Consider the following 16,214-nt stretch of genomic DNA (forward strand, 5'->3'; position numbering starts at 1 on the left):
GTACGCCGTCCGGAAAACCGACCACGACCGCAAGCCCCCCCACCACCACAACACCCCCTCACAACACCCCTCTTCCCTCCCCCCTCACGCGCCTTCCCGGCGGCCGAGGAGCAGCGCCTCCGAGCCGACGGGCCGGAACCCGGCGGCCTGGAACGCCCGGATGCTGCGCGCGTTGCCCGCGGCCTGCTGCGACCAGAGCGGTTCGCCCGGGGGCACCAGGTGCCGAGCGGCGGTGGCGAGAGCCCGGCCGAGGCCCCGGTGCCGGGCGTTCTCCTCCAGCTCGACGGCGACCTCCCACCGGCCGGCCACCCCGCGCCCGAGCACCAGCACTCCCCCGTCGACCTCCCACATCCGCACCCCGTCCCGCCGCCGACGGGCGCTGACCACGCGCGGGTGCACGGGATCGGTGACCTCCCGCAGCTCCAGCCCGGGCGCACCGGGCAGCGAGGACGCCACGGTCAGCAGGTCGATGGTGTCGGTGACCCGCCCGGTGCGTTCCAGGAGGGCCAGCAGAAAGCGGGGATGCATGGTCGCGGCCAGCGCATCGCAGTCCAGAGCGGCGAGCGTCGCATGGACCCACTCGGGGTCCTCGTCGGTGAACACGACCGAGTGCGCGGTGAAGGCGATCACCCCCGTGTCGCGGCCGCTCGGCGCGGCGACCACGGTCGTGCCCCCATCAGCCTCCGGAAACCGCCCGCACGCCGCGGCGTCCAGGATCTCCGCCAGCGTCTGCCCCATGAAGTGCCCCCTCGTCCCCAGTCGTCGTCCGCTACGACGCTCCACTTCGAACCGAGCGCAGAAGATCGGCCCGCGTATGCGCCTCACGTTCGCACACCGCTAATGCCCCGCGCTGTCATACGACTGCCTACCGCAAAGCCGCTTGCCGCCACCGAAATACCCAGCGGGAACAGTCCGCTCCAAACTGGATTCATTGCCGACAATATGGGTCGAACCATTTGCGCGCCTGCGTCTATCTCCAGGACCAGCCCCTCTGGCATGCACCACCAGCAGCATTAATATGATGAACTGCATGAACTCGGCGCCTTTCGTGATGGTCCATGTAGGACAGAGCTATGCGCCGCGGCGCAACCTGCGGCACGGGGTCGAGACCTGCACCTGGGGGCTTCCCAAATGGCAGCCCGAGTACCGGTCTCAACGTCCGCGCTTCGCCGTACTGGCCACAGGTGCGGGACCACGTACAAGTCGCCCCAAGTGGCTCACCCGGAGGATCACGCTGTACCTCTTCGAGGTCCGCGGGAACTTCTACCAGGGGGAGAGCCTGCACTGGCCCGACGAAGAGGACGAAAGGGCAGTCAAATACCGGGTGCGCTTCGGGATCGAGCCTTTGGCCGTGATACGGGACGTATCCCTCGGCGAAGACGGACCGTTGCCCGCGGCCGCAAGTGACGCCATCAGACTCTCCGGGACCAGGCAGGGCAGCGGCATCCTCTGCGACTTCGACCCTCAACCCCTCCTGAAAATGGCGCATATAGAAATGAACTGGGCAAACGGGCAGCCAGTTCTATCGGGGATCGCCCCGGGATTCAGCCCGGAAGACATAGACGTACCCGCCCAGTCAGGAGGGAAGCGGGCGAAGCAGGCGAAGCGGTCCGCCGGCTCGTCCGGTGGAGCCGGATTCATCTCCGACCCCGCAAAGCGCAAGGCGATCGAGATGTACGCGGAGAACATGGCCAAGGCGCATTACGAGGAGCTGGGCTGGACAGTCAAGCGCCTCGGCAAGCCCTACGACCTCCACTGCACCCGGGACGGGGAAGAAAAACGCGTTGAGGTCAAGGGCACGACCGGCTCGGCCGCCAAAGTACACCTGACGTCCAACGAGGTCGATCACGCACGCGAGCCGCAACACACTGTGGACCTGTACGTGGTGAGCGATATCAAGATCGAAGGCGAGAATCACACGGCGAGTGGGGGCCGCGTTCTGCACTTCAAGGATTGGTTTCCCGCCGAAGAGGACCTGAAGCCAAGGAACTTCGAGTACCGCCTGCCCTTCGGCGGCTGACACCCTCCCTCACTCGCCCCTTGGCAACGGCGGTAGCCGGCCGTCCACTCGTATGGAGATCACCCGTGGCACTTCTGCGCATGTCAGCCCGCAGCATGCGGGAGCGCGCGAACAATGCTTCTCTGGCGGAGTCCCTCACCGAGCAGTTCCGCCAACACCTCTTCCACGAACCGTCGCGCGGTGAACGAACAGCTTGGCGGGTCAGCCTTCAGGCCCTTGCCGAGGTGCTGTGCGACGCAGGCCTCGAGGAGGTTGAGGTGCTCCTCGAGTACAGGTTGCCCCTCAGCAGCCTCCGCGCAGACGTGGTACTGACCGGTTCGCACCCCGAGACCGGCGAACCGTCTTACGTCGTCGTCGAACTCAAGCAGTGGAGCGAGGCCCGCTTGGTACCTGGTGCAGCGGATCTGTGCCTGGTGAAGGGGATGGGAAACCGCGCCCTCCTGCATCCCGTGGCCCAGGTGCGTCGCTACGCCGAATACCTTGAGGATTTTGTAGCGGTGCTGCATGACTCACCGAGCCATCTCTCGGGGTTGGCCTATCTGCACAACGCCCACGACCGAGATGTGAGCGAACTGCTCGGCGCGGCGGACGGGAAGGCCTGCCTCTTCACCAGTACGAGTCGCGGCGAACTCACACGGCATCTGCAGACCCGGCTGTCCTCACTCGACGGGGCGCTGGAAGCCGATGCCCTCCTGGACAGCGCCGTCGCTCCTGGACGGCAACTCATGCGAGCCGCAGCGGACGAGGTCCTCAATGGCGGGAAGTTCCTCCTCATGGACGAACAACAGGTCGCCTTTTCCCTGGTGAAGCGTGCTGCGGCGGATTCACGGCAATCACATCGCAAAGAGGTGATCGTGGTCTCCGGCGGCCCTGGGTCGGGAAAGAGTCTCATCGCCCTCCACGTCATGAGCCACCTCGGCAGGAACCAGCGCAAGGTCGTCCATGCCACCGGTTCCAAATCCTTCACCACGACACTGCAGCACGTCGTCGGGGAGAAGAACGAGCGAGTGGCCAAGCTCTTCCGCTACTTCCTCGACTTCGGCAACGTGGAAAGGAACGAACTCGACGCGCTCATCTGCGATGAAGCCCACCGGATACGCCGCTACTCGGGAAGTCAACACCCCGCAAGTGGTCACCGCAGCGGGCGGAGCCAGGTCGAAGAGCTCATCGACGCGGCCAGGGTCCCCGTGTTCCTGCTTGACGAGCATCAGGTCGTGCGCCCCGGTGAAATGGGAAGCGTCAAGGCTATAGAAGAGGCTGCGGCGGCTCGCGGGTGCCTTGTTCGCCACGTGAACCTCAACGAGCAGTTTCGATGCGGCGGAAGCCGCGCATACGAACGCTGGGTCCGCCGCCTCCTGGGACTCGAGCCCGGAGGACCTGTGCCGTGGGATCCAGGATCGGAGTTCGAGCTGTTGGTCGCCGACACACCCCGGCAGATGGAACTGTTCCTTCAGTCTCAACAAGCGGCCGGCCACACCGCGCGGATGACCGCCGGTTTCTGCTGGCCGTGGAGCTATCCACGGCCGGACGGTTCCCTCGTCGAGGATGTGGTCATCGGTGACTGGCGGCGCCCATGGAATGTCAAGGGCGGGCGAGTCGTGGCGGGCGCTCCGTCGTCTTCGCTCTGGGCAACCGAATCAGCAGGCATAGGTCAGGTCGGCTGCATCTATACGGCGCAGGGCTTCGAGTACGCCTGGAACGGCACAATCTTCGGGCCCGACTTCGTGTGGCGGAACGATGGCTGGCGAATCGTTCCGGCCGAGTGCAAGGACGACAGCTTGCGCAGAGCCAGCCCTGACGACTTCGCCCGGCTGACGCGCAACATATACAAGGTGCTCCTCACCCGGGGGCTGACCGGAACGGTCCTGTACTCAGCCGATGCCGAGACTCAGGCCATGCTGAGCAGGCTCGTAGCCGCCAGGACGCCTTGAGGGAAGCTCCGCCTCGCTCCACCACAGGTCGGTCACCACCACGCGCGAGGCACGCCGAAGGCCCCCGACCATGATCGGTCGGGGGCCTTCATCACGTTTCCCGCTGGTGGGCGCGGACGGTTTCGAACCGCCGACATCTGCTTTGTAAGAGCAGCGCTCTACCCCTGAGCTACGCACCCGTGGATGAGGCAACAGCGTACATGGACCGGGGCCCCTGCTCATAAACCGTTCCGGGGGATAACCCCACCTCGAAGACGGTAGCCGTCCGGATCCCGTCGGGGACCCGGGGTGCATACGGTTTGAGGGCACCGGCAACGACGTCCGGTGGCACGTACCGCACGCACTGGGGGACCGATCATCGTGGACATCGTTTCGAGCGCACCGACCCGCACCCGCCCCGGGGCGCCCGGGCGGGCCCTCGCTCTCGGGGGCGGGGTCGCGTTGCTGGCGCTGGCGCTCACCGGGTGCGGGGGTACGGATGTGGACGGCGCGCCCGTCGAGCGCGAGTCCTTCGCGCTGGCGGGGAAGGTGCTGACCATCGAGGCCGAGAACGGCACCGTGGACCTCGTGCCGGCCGATGTGGAGCAGGTCGAGGTGGAGCGGCAGGTCGACGGGTGGGCGGTGTTCGGCAGCGGGCCGGACTCCGTCTGGAAGATGGAGAAGGACACGCTCACGCTCCGGGTGAAGTGCGAGGGCATGCTCAACAACTGCGACTCCCGGCACCGGGTGAAGGTGCCGCGCGGGGTCGATGTGACGGCCGCGTCGGACAACGGCACGATCACCGCCACCGGCTTCGACCGGGCGCTGGACCTCTCCTCCGACAACGGGGAGATCAATGTCCGGGAGGCGAGCGGCTCGCTGAAGCTGAAGAGCGACAACGGGCAGATCCGGGCGGACCGGATCTCCGGCTCCTCCGTGGTCGCCCGCGCCGACAACGGGGAGATCCGGCTGGGCTTCAGTTCGGTGCCCGATCTCGTGGACACCGAGAGCGACAACGGGGGCATCACCATCGACCTGCCGCCGGGCGGGCAGACGTACGCGGTGAACGCCTCCGCCGACAACGGGGACGTCTCCGTCGGGGTGCCGCGCAGTGACGACAGCGCCCATGTGGTGAAGGCGCGCAGCGACAACGGCCAAGTCACGGTGCGAAGCGCGAACTAACCGACCCGTGTGTTCGTCCTTACCTGGTGGGAGAATGTACCGGGCAGGGCGAATCGGCACGGGAGAGGGATGTGACGGCGACACACGCGCGGCCGGAGGCAGGAGCGGGTGGAAGTTCCGCCGTCCAGAGTGGTCAGGGTGGGCAGGGCCTGCCGGAGCGGCGCTCCCCCGGTTCCGGGGCGCGGGATCTTCTGGCGTTGATGCTGCTGCCCGTGCCCCTCGTGCTCGCCGCGTTGCCCGCCGCCTTCGCCGGTGGCGGTACGCGCCGGTGGTTCGGCGGGCGCGGGGAGAACGAGCGGGTCGAGGCGCAGGCCGCGAAGGACGCCGCCGCCGAGGCCTTCTACGACCTGGACAGCGCCCAGCGTGATCTCAGGATCTCCATCGAGACCATCAACGCCGTGGACAGCTCCTCGCGCGGCCGCAAGGCCTCCGAGGACTTCGCCGCGCTCGGCCGGCGCATCGACGAGGTCAGTCACGCCTACATCACCGCCGTCGACAGCCATGATCTGGACCGGGACGATCTGGAGCCAGCCGTCGCCTCCCGGGCCCGCACCGAGCTGACCCGGGCCAAGGACGACCTCGTACGGGTCAAGGGCGAGCTGGACCGCTTCGCCCAGGGGCTCGGGCCGCTGCTGGGCAGCGCGGAGACGCAGCTCGCCCGGCTCGCCCCCGCCGTCGAGCGGGCCCGGCAGGCCCTCCTGGGCGCGAGCAACGCTCTCGACGCGGTACGGGCCGCGGGGCTGCGGGCCGACGAGCTCGCCGCCCGGCTCGCCGCGCTCGCCCCGGAGCTGACCAAGCTGAACCAGGGCGCAGGGAAGCACGGGGTCGCGGAGACGCTCCAGCGGGCCGATGTGGTGCTGCGTGACGCCGAGGCCGTACGGACCGAAGCCGAGCGGCTGCCCGAGCGGGCCGCCGAGATCGACCGGCGGCTGGTGTCGCTGCGGACCCGTGCCCAGGCGCTCACGACGCGGGCCGGTTCGGTGGAGCCGGTGCTCAGCGAGTTGCGGCGGCGTTTCTCGGCCGCCTGCTGGCAGGACCTGCAGCCCGTCCCGGAGCAGGCCGCCGTGAACGTACGGCAGGCCGAGGAGAAGCTCGCGGAGGCGGCGAAGGCGCGCGACGAGCAGCGCTGGGCGGACGCCACGTCCCGGCTGTCCACGGTCCGTGCCCTGCTCAACGCCACGGACGAGGCGGTGTCCGCCGCCGGGGACCGGTTGCAGCGGTTGAACGCCGTGGCGAAGGACCCGCAGCAGGAGATCGAGCGGACCCGGTTCGCGGTGCGGGACGCCCAGCGTCTCGCCATGGCCGGCCGGCACACGCCCGATCCCCGGCACGCACGGCCGCTCGACGACTCCGTCGCCCGGCTGGAGCGGGCCATCGCCGGGCTGGAGGGACGCCATCCCGACTACTGGCACTTCCTGACCGAGACCGAGGCCGTGCGGCAGACCGCCGCCCGGGTCGTCTCCGACATCCGCGAGGAGCGCGGCGGCGGCACCTGAGCCGTCCCGGCACCGGGGGGCGTGGTCCCCGGCCCCCGATGGCTCTAGCCTGAGCCCATGCCTCGTTACGAATTCCGCTGCCGCACCTGCGGAGACACGTTCGAACTCAGCCGTCCCATGGCCCAGTCCTCGGACCCCGCCTCCTGCCCCGCCGGCCACGACGACACCGTCAAGCTGCTGTCCGCCGTGGCCGTGGGCGGCGCCGCCGGCTCCGCACCCGCGCCGTCCGGCGGTGGCGGGGGCTGCTGCGGGGGCGGGTGCTGCGGCTGATCCGCCCCTCCCGGCCGGCGGGCGTCGGGCCTATTTCTTGCGGGACAGCGTCAGGCCGTCCGCGACCGTCAGCAGGACGCTGTCCATCCGGGCGTCCGCGCTCACGTGGTCGTTGAACTTCCTGATCGCCGCCGCCGGGCCCGTCGCCTCCGGGTCCGTCACCCCGCCGTGGAAGAGCACGTTGTCCGTGGCGATGACCCCGCCCTGCCGCAGCCGGGGCACCAGCTCCTCCCAGTACGCGATGTAGCCGCCCTTGTCCGCGTCCAGGTAGGCGAAGTCGATGTGCGGCTCGGCGGGCATCGCGCGCAGGGTGTCCAGGGCCGGGGCGATGCGCAGGTCGATGCGGTCCGCGACGCCCGCCTTCGCCCAGGCCTCGCGCCCGTACGCCGTCCACTCCTCCGAGATGTCGCAGGCGATCAGCGTGCCGTCGGCGGGCAGCGCCCGGGCCATCGCCAGGGCGCTGAACCCGGTGAACGTGCCGACCTCCACCACATGCCGGGCGCCCACCAGCCGGACGAGGAAGGCCAGCAGCGGGGCCTGCTCCTCGGCCGACACCATGCCCGCGTGGTCGGGGAATTTCGCGTACGTGGTGTCCACCAGCTCCCGCTGGACCGGGTCCAGCGGGGGGTTGTGGGCCAGCATGTACGCGTACAGCTCGTCGGTGATCGTGGTGTCGTTGCCCTTGGTCATGACCCCACCCTTCACCAACCCGCGCCGTCGCGCAGCCGAAATCACGCAGCGGAAGCCGCCAGGAAGCGCCGCAGGATCTCCTCCCCCGCCGCTCCGCCGCGCTCCTCCAGGGCCGTGACATGCGGGGCACTCCAGCCCTCGTCGGCCAGTTCGCCGTGGCCCGGGCGCCAGCCCTGGTCGGCGGCGAGCAGCAGGTCGGCGTCGAGGAGGGAGTCCCCGGCGGCGAGCGTGCGCGTGGCGCCGGTGCGGCGGGCCACCTCGTGCATCGCGGCGCTCTTGGTGAGCGGCGCCGGGACCACGTAGATCTTGCGGCCCTGGAGCGAGACCGTCCAGCCGCGCGGGCGGGCCCAGGCGGCCAGTTCCTTCACCCATTCCTCGGGCAGCAGGGCGCGTTCGACGACGAGGTAGGCGAAGAGGTCCTCGGCGACCCGTTCCTTGAGGAGCCAGGCCGGGTCGGCGGTGGTGGCGAGGTGGGCGCGGATCTCGGTGAGGGGCGCGCACTCCTCCGCGATCCGGGTCTCGACCCGCCGCTGCCAGTCGTGGTCGGAGACGCCGTCGACCAGGATGTGGCCGCCGTTGGCGCAGATCGCGTACCGGGGTGCCGGGCCGGGCAGGTGGATGCGGTGGTACTGCTCGCGGGTGCGGGTGGTGGTCGGCACGAAGACCGTGGAGTCGGCCAGGTCGGTGAGGAGGGCGGCCGACCTCTCCGTCATGTACGAGAGCGGCTTGTGGCCGTACACCTCGACGCAGAGGAGCCGGGGGGCTTCCGCGTCCGGCATGGACAGGTCGAGCGAGGCCGCCGAGTAGATCAGCGTACGGTCGAGGTCGCTCGCCACCAGGGTGGTGGAGCCGTTCACAGCGGTCGGGTTACTCATGCGCCCTGCACCGCCTTGCCGTCCGCGCCTGTCGCGCCGCGCGTGAAGCGGGGGTGGATCAGACCGACACAGCTGTACGGGAGGTCGTCGACCTCCTCAACCGGGACGCCGCGCTGTTCGGCCAGCAGCCGGATGTGGGTCAGGTCCGCGCCCGCGCCGCGCTTCGCGAGGATCTTCCAGGGGACCCGGCGGAGCAGGACCCGGGTGGTCTCGCCGACGCCCGGCTTGACCAGGTTGACGTCGTGGATGCCGTACTCCTCGCTGATCCGCTCGACGGCCGCCCAGCCCTCCCAGGTCGGGGCGCGGTCGGCGGCGAGCAGCTCCTTGGCCTCGTCCTCGACCTGGCCCGCCACCTCGTCGAAGCGGGCGGCGACGGTGTCGAGGAAGAGACCCGAGACGTCGGAGTCCGCCAGTTCCCGGTAGAACTTTCCGCCGTGGAAGTCGTCGGGGCCGACCAGGTCGGCGCGGAGCACCGTACGGGAAATGAGGCCGGAGACCGTGGAGTTGAGGCAGGCCGAGGGGATGAGGAAGTCCTCGCGGGTGCCGTACGTCCGGACGCAGCCGCCCGGGTCGGCGAGCACCGAGATCTCCGGATCGAAGCCGGCCGGTCCGCCCGATGCCTCGAACTCCGTTATCGCCGCGGCCAGTTCGCGGGTGATCGCGCCCTTCCCGGTCCAGCCGTCGACGAACACCACGTCGGCCGGGTCGTGATGGGCGGCCAGCCAGCGCAGGGCGGTGGCGTCGATGCCCCGGCCCCGGACGATGGAGATGGCGTAGTGCGGCAGGTCCAGGCCGTGCCGGTGCCGGGCCCAGCGGCGCATCAGCACCCCGACCGGGGTTCCGGCGCGGGCGAGCGAGACGAGCACGGGGCGCGGGCCGCGTTCGGCGAGGACCGTCTCGGTGACGGTGCCCACCGCGCGGGCGATGCGGGCGGCGGAAGTCTCCAGGGCGGCGGTGAACAGGGCCTGGTACTCGGCGCTGGGCTGGTACTCCACCGGAAGCGACTCCGCGTAGTGCGCGCCGCCGCTCTGGATCGCCTCCTCGCGCTCCTCGGTGGGCGCTTCCAGCTCGGTGTCCGAGAGGTCCTGGAGCAGCCAGCCGACGTCCTCCGGCGCGTAACTGGAGAAGTCGGGGCCTCGGAGGGGCTCGGGCAGCACGGCGGACTCCTGCGCGTGGAGGACGGGTGTGGGGGTGTACGAGGGGACGACCGCGAGGAGCACCTGGCCGGTGTGGGGTGCCAGGCGGGCCAACAGCCCTTCGGGGGCGTGCAGTTCGGGGGTGTCGGCGGTGGAGTCGACGACGGCGACCACGGCGTCGAAGCCGGCGCCCGCCACGTTGTACGCGTACCGGTCGCCGGGGCCGTCCGCCGGGTCGTCGTGGGCCGGGAAGACGAGGCGGGTGCGTATCGCGTAGCCCGGGTCGTCGACGGCCAGGACCGGCGAGCGGGTGGTGGTGGAGTAGCGGATCTCGGCGTCGGACCCGAGGGCCGCTTCGAGGGCGGTGCCCAGGCGCAGGGGCGCGTACATCAGCTCCTCGAAGCCGAGGACGAGGACCCGGCGGGGGCCCTGGACCCGGCCCGCTTCGTCGCCGCCCAGCGCGGCCGCGATCCGGTCCGCCATGGCCGGGAGCGCCGCTTCCAGGGCTGCCCGGTGGGCAGGGGTGAAGCCGTGGCGGCCGCCGTCGGGAACGCCCGCGGGCCAGTCGAGGTCGACCCGGGTGATGGGGGCAGCATGGTCATCGGCCTCGTGGGCCCGCTCCGCCTGCCCGGCCCGCTCCGCCTGCCCGGCCTGCTCCGCCAGCACGGCCCGCTCCGCCCGCTCGGCCTGCCTCACCCGCTCCGCCTGTTCCGCCTGTTCCGCCTCCTGTGCCGCGACCAGCGCCTGGCCGCGTTCCAGAACGCCGTCCGGCAGCGTGACCGTGCCCGTGGAGCGGGTCACCAGGTCGACGCGGGCGCCGATCTCGGCGGCGAAGGCGGTCAGCCGGTCGCGGTCGCCCGCCGAGCGCATGTCGACCAGGGCGACGATGACGTACCGCTCGCGCGGGTGCAGGGCGTGCAGCGCGCGGACGGTGTTCAGGACCGTGTTGCCGGTGGAGAACTCGTCGTCGACCAGGACCAGCGCGGAGGCGTCCGCGCCGGGCCCGCCGCCCGCCAGCAGCTCGCCGTCCTCCGGCAGCAGCAGGTGCGAGGTGGCGTGCGAGTGCGACTCCTCGAAGCCGCCCGCCTGCCGGACGCCCGCCACCGGACGCCGGGTGGAGTGCAGGTACGGGGCGTCCCGCAGGCCGTCCGCGACGGCGTGGCCGAGGCCGGTGGCCGTCTCCGCGTAGCCGAGGACCACCGCGCGGCGGGCCTCCTGCTCGCCGAGGAGCTCCCGTACGCGCTCACCGAGCCCGTATCCCGCCCCGTACACGACCGAGGGCCGCTGCGGCACATGCTTGCCCAGCACGTTGGAGACCAGCAGATGCGCCCGCTTGGGGTTGCGGCGCAGGGCGAGGCCCAGCAGTTCCTGGAGCTCTCCGTCGCCTTCGAGGGCGACTCCCAGCCGCTCGGCCACCCAGTTGCCCGACCACACCACGTTCACGGTCTCTTCTCTCGTCGCGCGCTCGCTCATCGATGCGCGCTCAGTTCGTCAGGCCGGCGGCCAGCAGGTCCACGAAGCCGACGTCTTCCCTCGCCACTCCGAAGACCTCGGCGCGCTGGAGCGTGCGCTCCGCCCAGGCCCGGTGGGGCTTCACTTCATTCATCTTGTTCGTGTACGCCGAGCGCAGCACCCCGCCGCCGCCGCGCTCAGGGCTCAGGATGTCCTGGGCGTCGGTGTACTCCTCGTGGCTGACCACGGACAGGGCGTGGACCGGCGCCACGTGCGACGGGTGGATGCAGGTCTTGCCGAGCAGTCCGTTGGCGCGGTCGAGCTCGATCTCCCGGAGCAGTCCGTCGAGGTCGTGCTCGATGAGGGCCGTACGCAGTTCCTCGGCCCGGCCCTCCAGGAAGGGGCTGCGGCGCAGCTGGGGCTTGAACATGCGCTCCTGGCGGCGGAAGTACTCCCAGACCGGGCCGGTGATCGTGAAGCCGGTGCCGTCGGCACGGCCGAGCACATTGACCACGTCGGCGATGACGGAGGCGACGATATGGACGTCGTACGCGGTCATGTCGGGTGCGCGGCGCAGTCCGTAGGCCGAGCAGAAGTCGGTGACGCCGAGGCGCAGGGCGAGCACCCGGTCCCGGTACTTGTCGACGCTGCGGGCGATGCCCTGGAGGATTTCGCCGCGCGTCTCCAGATGGAGCAGTTCGGGGGATTCGAGGACCGGCATGGCGAAGAGTCGTCGGCCGCACGCCGTTTCGGCCTCGGCGAGCGCTTCGAGGAACTGCCTTCCGCGTTCTTCGGTGAATTTGGGAAGTACAAAACCGGACAACATCCGGACCGAGTCGCCGAGGCGCCGCACCAGATCGGTGATCTGGGCCGGTTCCCGTACGCGGATGAAGAGCAGCGGTACGTCGGCTCCCGCCGCGTCCGGTGTGTTCCCGGCGCCGGCCGGGCCCTTCGGGGTGGCCTCCGGTGCCGTGGTGCGGGCGGCCAGGGCGGCGAACTGCCTGATCAGGTTGGCTTCGGCGCCGGTCACCTCGGCGTCGTCGATCGAGTCCTCCAGGCACAGCACCATGGAGACCACACCGCGTCCGGCCTGCTTCAGCACGTCGTCGGCGAGTGACGGGCGGGTGGCCGGGGAGTAGAGCGTGGCCCCCAGGGCGACGGAGAGCATCCGCGCCGGCGAGTCCGCGGTGAAGGTGCAGGGCTCCCGGAAGAACAGGCCCTCGCGGGCAGTGGGCGATATGTGCCCGAAGTGACGCATGATTTTCCCCCGAACTGCCTGACCGGCCGAACAACGTATGGCCGGTAATAGTACGTACGGACGGGTGTCAACAGTTCCCCATGTACATGAATTTCCGGTTACCCGACCCTTGTCCGACCCCCTCGCGCGGTATCGTCACGCCCTGCCCGCGCCGCCGCCGGGCACGGTCGTGCCGCCCCCCGCGTTGTCCGCACGGGCCCCCAGCAGGCAGGATGACGGTCATGACGCACACGATGCTGAAGGGCTCGAACGTCCCTGTCGATGCCGCGGCCGTCCGGGCCGTGCTGCGCTGGACCCCGGGCGCCGGGGTTCCCGACGTGGACGCCTCCGCCCTGCTCCTCGGTGCGTCCGGCCGGGTGCGGTCCGACGAGGACTTCGTCTTCTACAACCAGCCCCGGCACCCCTCCGGCCTGGTCCGGCGGCTGCCGAAGCGCAGCATCCCGGAAGGGCTGACGGACACGATCGAGGCGGACCTCGGGGCGCTCGACGCCTCGGTGGACCAGGTGGTCATCGCGGCCTCCTCCGACGGGGCCGCCTTCGAGCAGGTGCCGGACCTGCGGATACTTCTGTTCGACGCCGCGTTCGCCGATGGCGACCCGCTGGCGGTGTTCGATGTCCGGCCGGAGACCGGGGAAGAGACGGCGATCATCTGCGGCGAGCTCTACCGCCGCGGCGAGGGGTGGAAGTTCCGCGCGGTCGGCCAGGGCTATCCCACCGGCCTGATCGGCCTGGCCACCGCCTTCGGTATCTCGGTGGACGAGTCGGAGGCGGCGAACGGGGCGGAGCCGGCGGACGACGCTCAGGACCCGGCCGCTGCGGCAGCCGCGGGGCCGCTCCCGGCCGCCGTGCCCCCGCCTCCGGCCGCGCCGCCGGGGCCCGCTGCCGCCCCCGTGACCGCCGGGCCCGACTCCCAGGCCACGGTCCAGCACCAGCAGCCCTCCTACGGCTATCCGCCGCCGGTCGCGCACCCCGCTGCCGCCGCCGCGCCCCAGCAGCCGGCGTACGGCTATCCGCAGCCGGCCGCCGCGCCGCCCGCGTACGGCTATCCGCAGCCCGCGGCAGCCGCCGCGCACGCGCCCGACCCCCATTTCGTGCTGCCTCCACAAGGTCCGCAGTTCGTCCGGTCCTGAGCCTCGTCCGGTCCTGAGCCGCCCCGGCCCTGAGCCGCCCCGGCCCGGCGGCCACATCCCCCGGGCTCAGGTCCGGGTCTTGTAGCCGCGCCCCCATTGCATGCCGTAGCCGTACAGCCGGTCCAGCTCCGACTGGAAGCCGTACACGAACTTCACCTCGCGGCGCACGATCAGCTCGTCCTTGACGTTCTCCACGGTGAACACCGCGCAGGAGCGGGCCTGCGGCGCGCGTTCGTCCAGCTCGATCTCGATGCGCGGGCCGTTGCCCGGGTAGAGCGTGATCTTGGCGTGGGTGCGGTCGAAGGCGGGCGTCCGGTCGTAGATGTAGACGAAGAACAGCAGCCGCTTGATCTTGTCGCGCTGGTCGAGGTTGACGTAGACCGTCTCGCCCGAGGGAGCGCCGAACCGGTCGTCGCCGCTGAGCCGGACGTAGGGCGGGCCGTTGAGGTCGCCGATGAGGCTGCCCAGCGGCTGCACGACGCCCTTGGTGCCGTCCGTGAGCTCGTACATGCAGCCGAGGTCCAGGTCGACGTTGACGACGCCCTGGGTGTGCGCCTGGACCACCTCGGGCTTGAAGAGCTGGAGCGGGCGCCGCAGCCGGCCGCTCTGGCGTGAGCGGCCCTCGATGTCCGAGGTCCGCATCCGCCAGGACAGATTGACCCGGAGGTTGCCCGACAGGGCGCCCTGCTTGCTGAGCGAAATCGTGGCGTTCCGCTTGGACAGCACGATGGCGCTCGACGTCGAGTTGCCCGAGTCGAACTGCGCCGCGCGCCCCGGCCACAGGCCGTCGAAGAATCCCATACCAACCCCCACCTGTTCCGCGCCGCCCGGACATCACTGCGGGGCGGCCACCGGGCCGGGTCCGGGAGTTCCCGGAGAGCCGTCGCCGTGTGGGCCGCCCCGCAGAGAGCGTTCCTCAATCCTTACCGGGTCACACCCCGGAGGACACTTCTGCCTTGGTGTCCGAGCCGCCGCCCCCGCCGGATTCCGCGGCGAGCGCGCGGTTGCGCTTGACCGAGGACCAGAAGGAGAGGGCGATCAGGATGACACCGACCGAGCCGGTGATCAGCTCGTTGATCTCGTACTGGATGGTGATCAGCAGGATGACGGAGAGCGCGCCGATCGCGTAGTGCGCCCCGTGCTCCAGGTAGACGTAGTCGTCGAGCGTGCCCTCGCGCACCAGGTAGACGGTGAGCGAACGGACGTACATGGCGCCGATGCCGAGGCCGAGGGCCATCAGCACGATCTCGTTGGTGATCGCGAAGGCGCCGATGACGCCGTCGAAGGAGAACGAGGCGTCCAGGACTTCCAGGTAGAGGAAGAGGAAGAACGCGGCCTTTCCGGCGAGGGCGACCCCGGTGACGGGCTTGCCCTTCTTCTTGGCCTCTTCCTCGGCCTCGTGCTCGCGCTCCTCCTCCTCTTCGAGCTTGTTCTCGAAGAAGCCGGAGAGCCCGCCGACGATCAGGTAGGTGATCAGACCGGCGATGCCGGAGAGCATGACCGTCGACGCCTTGTCGGCGTGACCGCCACCGTGCTGGTGGGCGTTGGTCGCGAAGGTCATGGCGGTGATCAGCAGGATGATCAGCGCGACGCAGACCGACAGCATGTCGACCTTGCCGAGCTTGGCGAGCGGGCGCTCGATCCAGCGCAGCCACTGGATGTCACGGTCCTCGTCGAAGATGAAGTCGAGGAAGATCATCAGCAGGAACATGCCACCGAAGGCGGCGATCGACGGATGGGCGTCCGTGACCAGTTCCTTGTACTTGTCCGGGTCGTTGAAGGACAGGTCGATGGCCTCGATCGGTCCGAGCTGGGCGCTCACGGCCACGATCACGACGGGGAACACCAGTCGCATACCGAAGACGGCGATGAGGATGCCGATGGTGAGGAAGATCTTCTGCCAGAAGGCATTCATCTTCTTCAGGATTCCGGCGTTGATCACCGCGTTGTCGAAGGACAGCGAGATCTCCAGGACGGACAGGATCGCGACGATGCCGAAAGCCTGCCACCCCCCGTAGAGGATCGCTGCGACCAGGCCGAGCGCGGTGACCGCGAACGACCAGCCGAAGGTTTTCAGAACCACTGGCTACCCCATCGTGTTATGTAAAAGGGTCTCCCCCGGTGTGTCGGGGCCCCCCGCGCCGTGCGCGGCGTTATGAAACGTTGACGCCGAAGTCTAGAGCGATGCCGCGCAGGCCCGACGCGTACCCCTGCCCGACTGCACGGAATTTCCACTCGCCGTTGTACCGGTAGAGCTCTCCGAAGATCATCGCGGTCTCCGTCGAGGCGTCCTCGCTGAGGTCGTAGCGGGCCAGTTCCTGACCGTCGGCCTGATTGACCACGCGAATGAAGGCATTGCTGACCTGGCCGAACGCCTGGCCCCGGCTGTCCGCGTCATGGATCGAGACCGGAAAGACGATCTTGTCGCAGTGGGCGGGAACCTGGTCGAGACGGACGATGACGGACTCGTCGTCGCCCTCGCCCTCCCCCGTGAGGTTGTCGCCGGTGTGCTCGACGGAGCCGTCCGGGCTCGTCAGGTTGTTGTAGAAGACGAACCACTCGTCACCGAGCACCCGGCCCGACTGGCACAGCAGTGCGCTGGCGTCGAGGTCGAAGGCGGCTCCCGTGGTGGAGCGTGCGTCCCAGCCGAGCCCGACCAGCACCTGTGTGAGGTTGGGTGCGACCTTGGAGAGGGAGACATTGCCTCCCTTGGCGAGCGTGACGCCCATGTGTGTCCTCCCCGAGTCGTGTAAAACGCTGCCGGGCGCTTTCGACGCCCGAGGTCGGGCGTCGAA

14 protein-coding genes and 1 tRNA gene are annotated in these 16,214 nt (G+C 70.0%); 6 read left to right on the forward strand and 9 right to left on the reverse strand.

The window, feature by feature from the left end:
• Nucleotides 1-84: 84 nt before the first annotated feature.
• Nucleotides 85-738, reverse strand: a complete 654-nt coding sequence (locus ACSMXR_RS09345) for a GNAT family N-acetyltransferase (protein WP_376187282.1) — start codon at nt 736-738, stop codon at nt 85-87.
• Nucleotides 739-1,030: 292 nt separating this feature from the next.
• Here ACSMXR_RS09345 and ACSMXR_RS09350 point away from each other — a divergent pair, with 292 nt between their 5' ends.
• Nucleotides 1,031-2,020, forward strand: coding sequence for a protein NO VEIN domain-containing protein (locus ACSMXR_RS09350; protein WP_473171618.1), 990 nt, complete (start codon nt 1,031-1,033; stop codon nt 2,018-2,020).
• Nucleotides 2,021-2,085: 65 nt separating this feature from the next.
• Nucleotides 2,086-3,951, forward strand: coding sequence for a DNA/RNA helicase domain-containing protein (locus tag ACSMXR_RS09355; RefSeq protein WP_473171619.1), 1,866 nt, complete (start codon nt 2,086-2,088; stop codon nt 3,949-3,951).
• Nucleotides 3,952-4,055: 104 nt separating this feature from the next.
• Here ACSMXR_RS09355 and ACSMXR_RS09360 read toward each other — a convergent pair.
• Nucleotides 4,056-4,130 (reverse strand) — tRNA-Val (locus ACSMXR_RS09360).
• Between the two features lie 181 nt (nt 4,131-4,311).
• Between ACSMXR_RS09360 and ACSMXR_RS09365 the strand changes: the two genes are divergently transcribed.
• The 3 genes from ACSMXR_RS09365 to ACSMXR_RS09375 all read left to right on the forward strand — a co-directional run bounded on the left by ACSMXR_RS09365 (nt 4,312) and on the right by ACSMXR_RS09375 (nt 6,878).
• The gene (locus ACSMXR_RS09365; protein WP_473171620.1) at nt 4,312-5,112 is read left to right on the forward strand and encodes a DUF4097 family beta strand repeat-containing protein; all 801 of its coding nucleotides are present in this window, start codon (nt 4,312-4,314) and stop codon (nt 5,110-5,112) included.
• 71 nt (nt 5,113-5,183) lie between these two features.
• Nucleotides 5,184-6,608, forward strand: coding sequence for a coiled-coil domain-containing protein (locus ACSMXR_RS09370; RefSeq protein ID WP_381794131.1), 1,425 nt, complete (start codon nt 5,184-5,186; stop codon nt 6,606-6,608).
• Between the two features lie 57 nt (nt 6,609-6,665).
• Nucleotides 6,666-6,878, forward strand: coding sequence for an FmdB family zinc ribbon protein (locus ACSMXR_RS09375; RefSeq protein ID WP_137235271.1), 213 nt, complete (start codon nt 6,666-6,668; stop codon nt 6,876-6,878).
• 30 nt (nt 6,879-6,908) lie between these two features.
• Here the strand turns inward: ACSMXR_RS09375 and ACSMXR_RS09380 are convergent, their stop codons facing one another.
• The 4 genes from ACSMXR_RS09380 to ACSMXR_RS09395 are packed head-to-tail and all read right to left on the reverse strand — an operon-like array spanning nt 6,909 to nt 12,289.
• Nucleotides 6,909-7,568: an O-methyltransferase gene (locus tag ACSMXR_RS09380; protein ID WP_137235272.1), complete on the reverse strand. Its 660-nt coding sequence runs from the start codon at nt 7,566-7,568 to the stop codon at nt 6,909-6,911.
• A 41-nt stretch (nt 7,569-7,609) separates the two neighbouring features.
• Entirely contained in the window at nt 7,610-8,443 is an 834-nt protein-coding gene (locus tag ACSMXR_RS09385) for an HAD family hydrolase (RefSeq protein WP_473171621.1), read from the reverse strand.
• The gene (locus tag ACSMXR_RS09390) at nt 8,440-11,052 is read right to left on the reverse strand and encodes a phosphoribosyltransferase (RefSeq protein ID WP_473171622.1); all 2,613 of its coding nucleotides are present in this window, start codon (nt 11,050-11,052) and stop codon (nt 8,440-8,442) included. Before ACSMXR_RS09390 ends, ACSMXR_RS09385 begins: the two co-directional genes overlap by 4 nt.
• A 10-nt stretch (nt 11,053-11,062) precedes the next feature.
• A complete protein-coding gene (locus ACSMXR_RS09395) occupies nt 11,063-12,289 on the reverse strand; it encodes an HpcH/HpaI aldolase/citrate lyase family protein (protein WP_364881991.1) in 1,227 nt (408 codons plus the stop codon).
• 212 nt (nt 12,290-12,501) lie between these two features.
• Here ACSMXR_RS09395 and ACSMXR_RS09400 point away from each other — a divergent pair, with 212 nt between their 5' ends.
• A complete protein-coding gene (locus ACSMXR_RS09400) occupies nt 12,502-13,419 on the forward strand; it encodes a TerD family protein (RefSeq protein ID WP_473171623.1) in 918 nt (305 codons plus the stop codon).
• 66 nt (nt 13,420-13,485) lie between these two features.
• Here ACSMXR_RS09400 and ACSMXR_RS09405 read toward each other — a convergent pair whose 3' ends face one another.
• From ACSMXR_RS09405 to ACSMXR_RS09415, 3 genes are all read right to left on the reverse strand, one after another.
• Nucleotides 13,486-14,220 (reverse strand): TerD family protein, encoded by a 735-nt coding sequence (locus ACSMXR_RS09405; RefSeq protein WP_137235276.1) that lies wholly within the window; start codon nt 14,218-14,220, stop codon nt 13,486-13,488.
• 130 nt (nt 14,221-14,350) lie between these two features.
• Nucleotides 14,351-15,502: a DUF475 domain-containing protein gene (locus tag ACSMXR_RS09410; RefSeq protein ID WP_103511682.1), complete on the reverse strand. Its 1,152-nt coding sequence runs from the start codon at nt 15,500-15,502 to the stop codon at nt 14,351-14,353.
• Between the two features lie 70 nt (nt 15,503-15,572).
• On the reverse strand, nt 15,573-16,148 hold the full coding sequence (locus ACSMXR_RS09415) for a TerD family protein (protein WP_030622261.1): 576 nt from the start codon (nt 16,146-16,148) through the stop codon (nt 15,573-15,575).
• Nucleotides 16,149-16,214: the final 66 nt, after the last annotated feature.

The sequence above is a fragment of the Streptomyces sp. DSM 106670 genome (assembly GCF_055792845.1).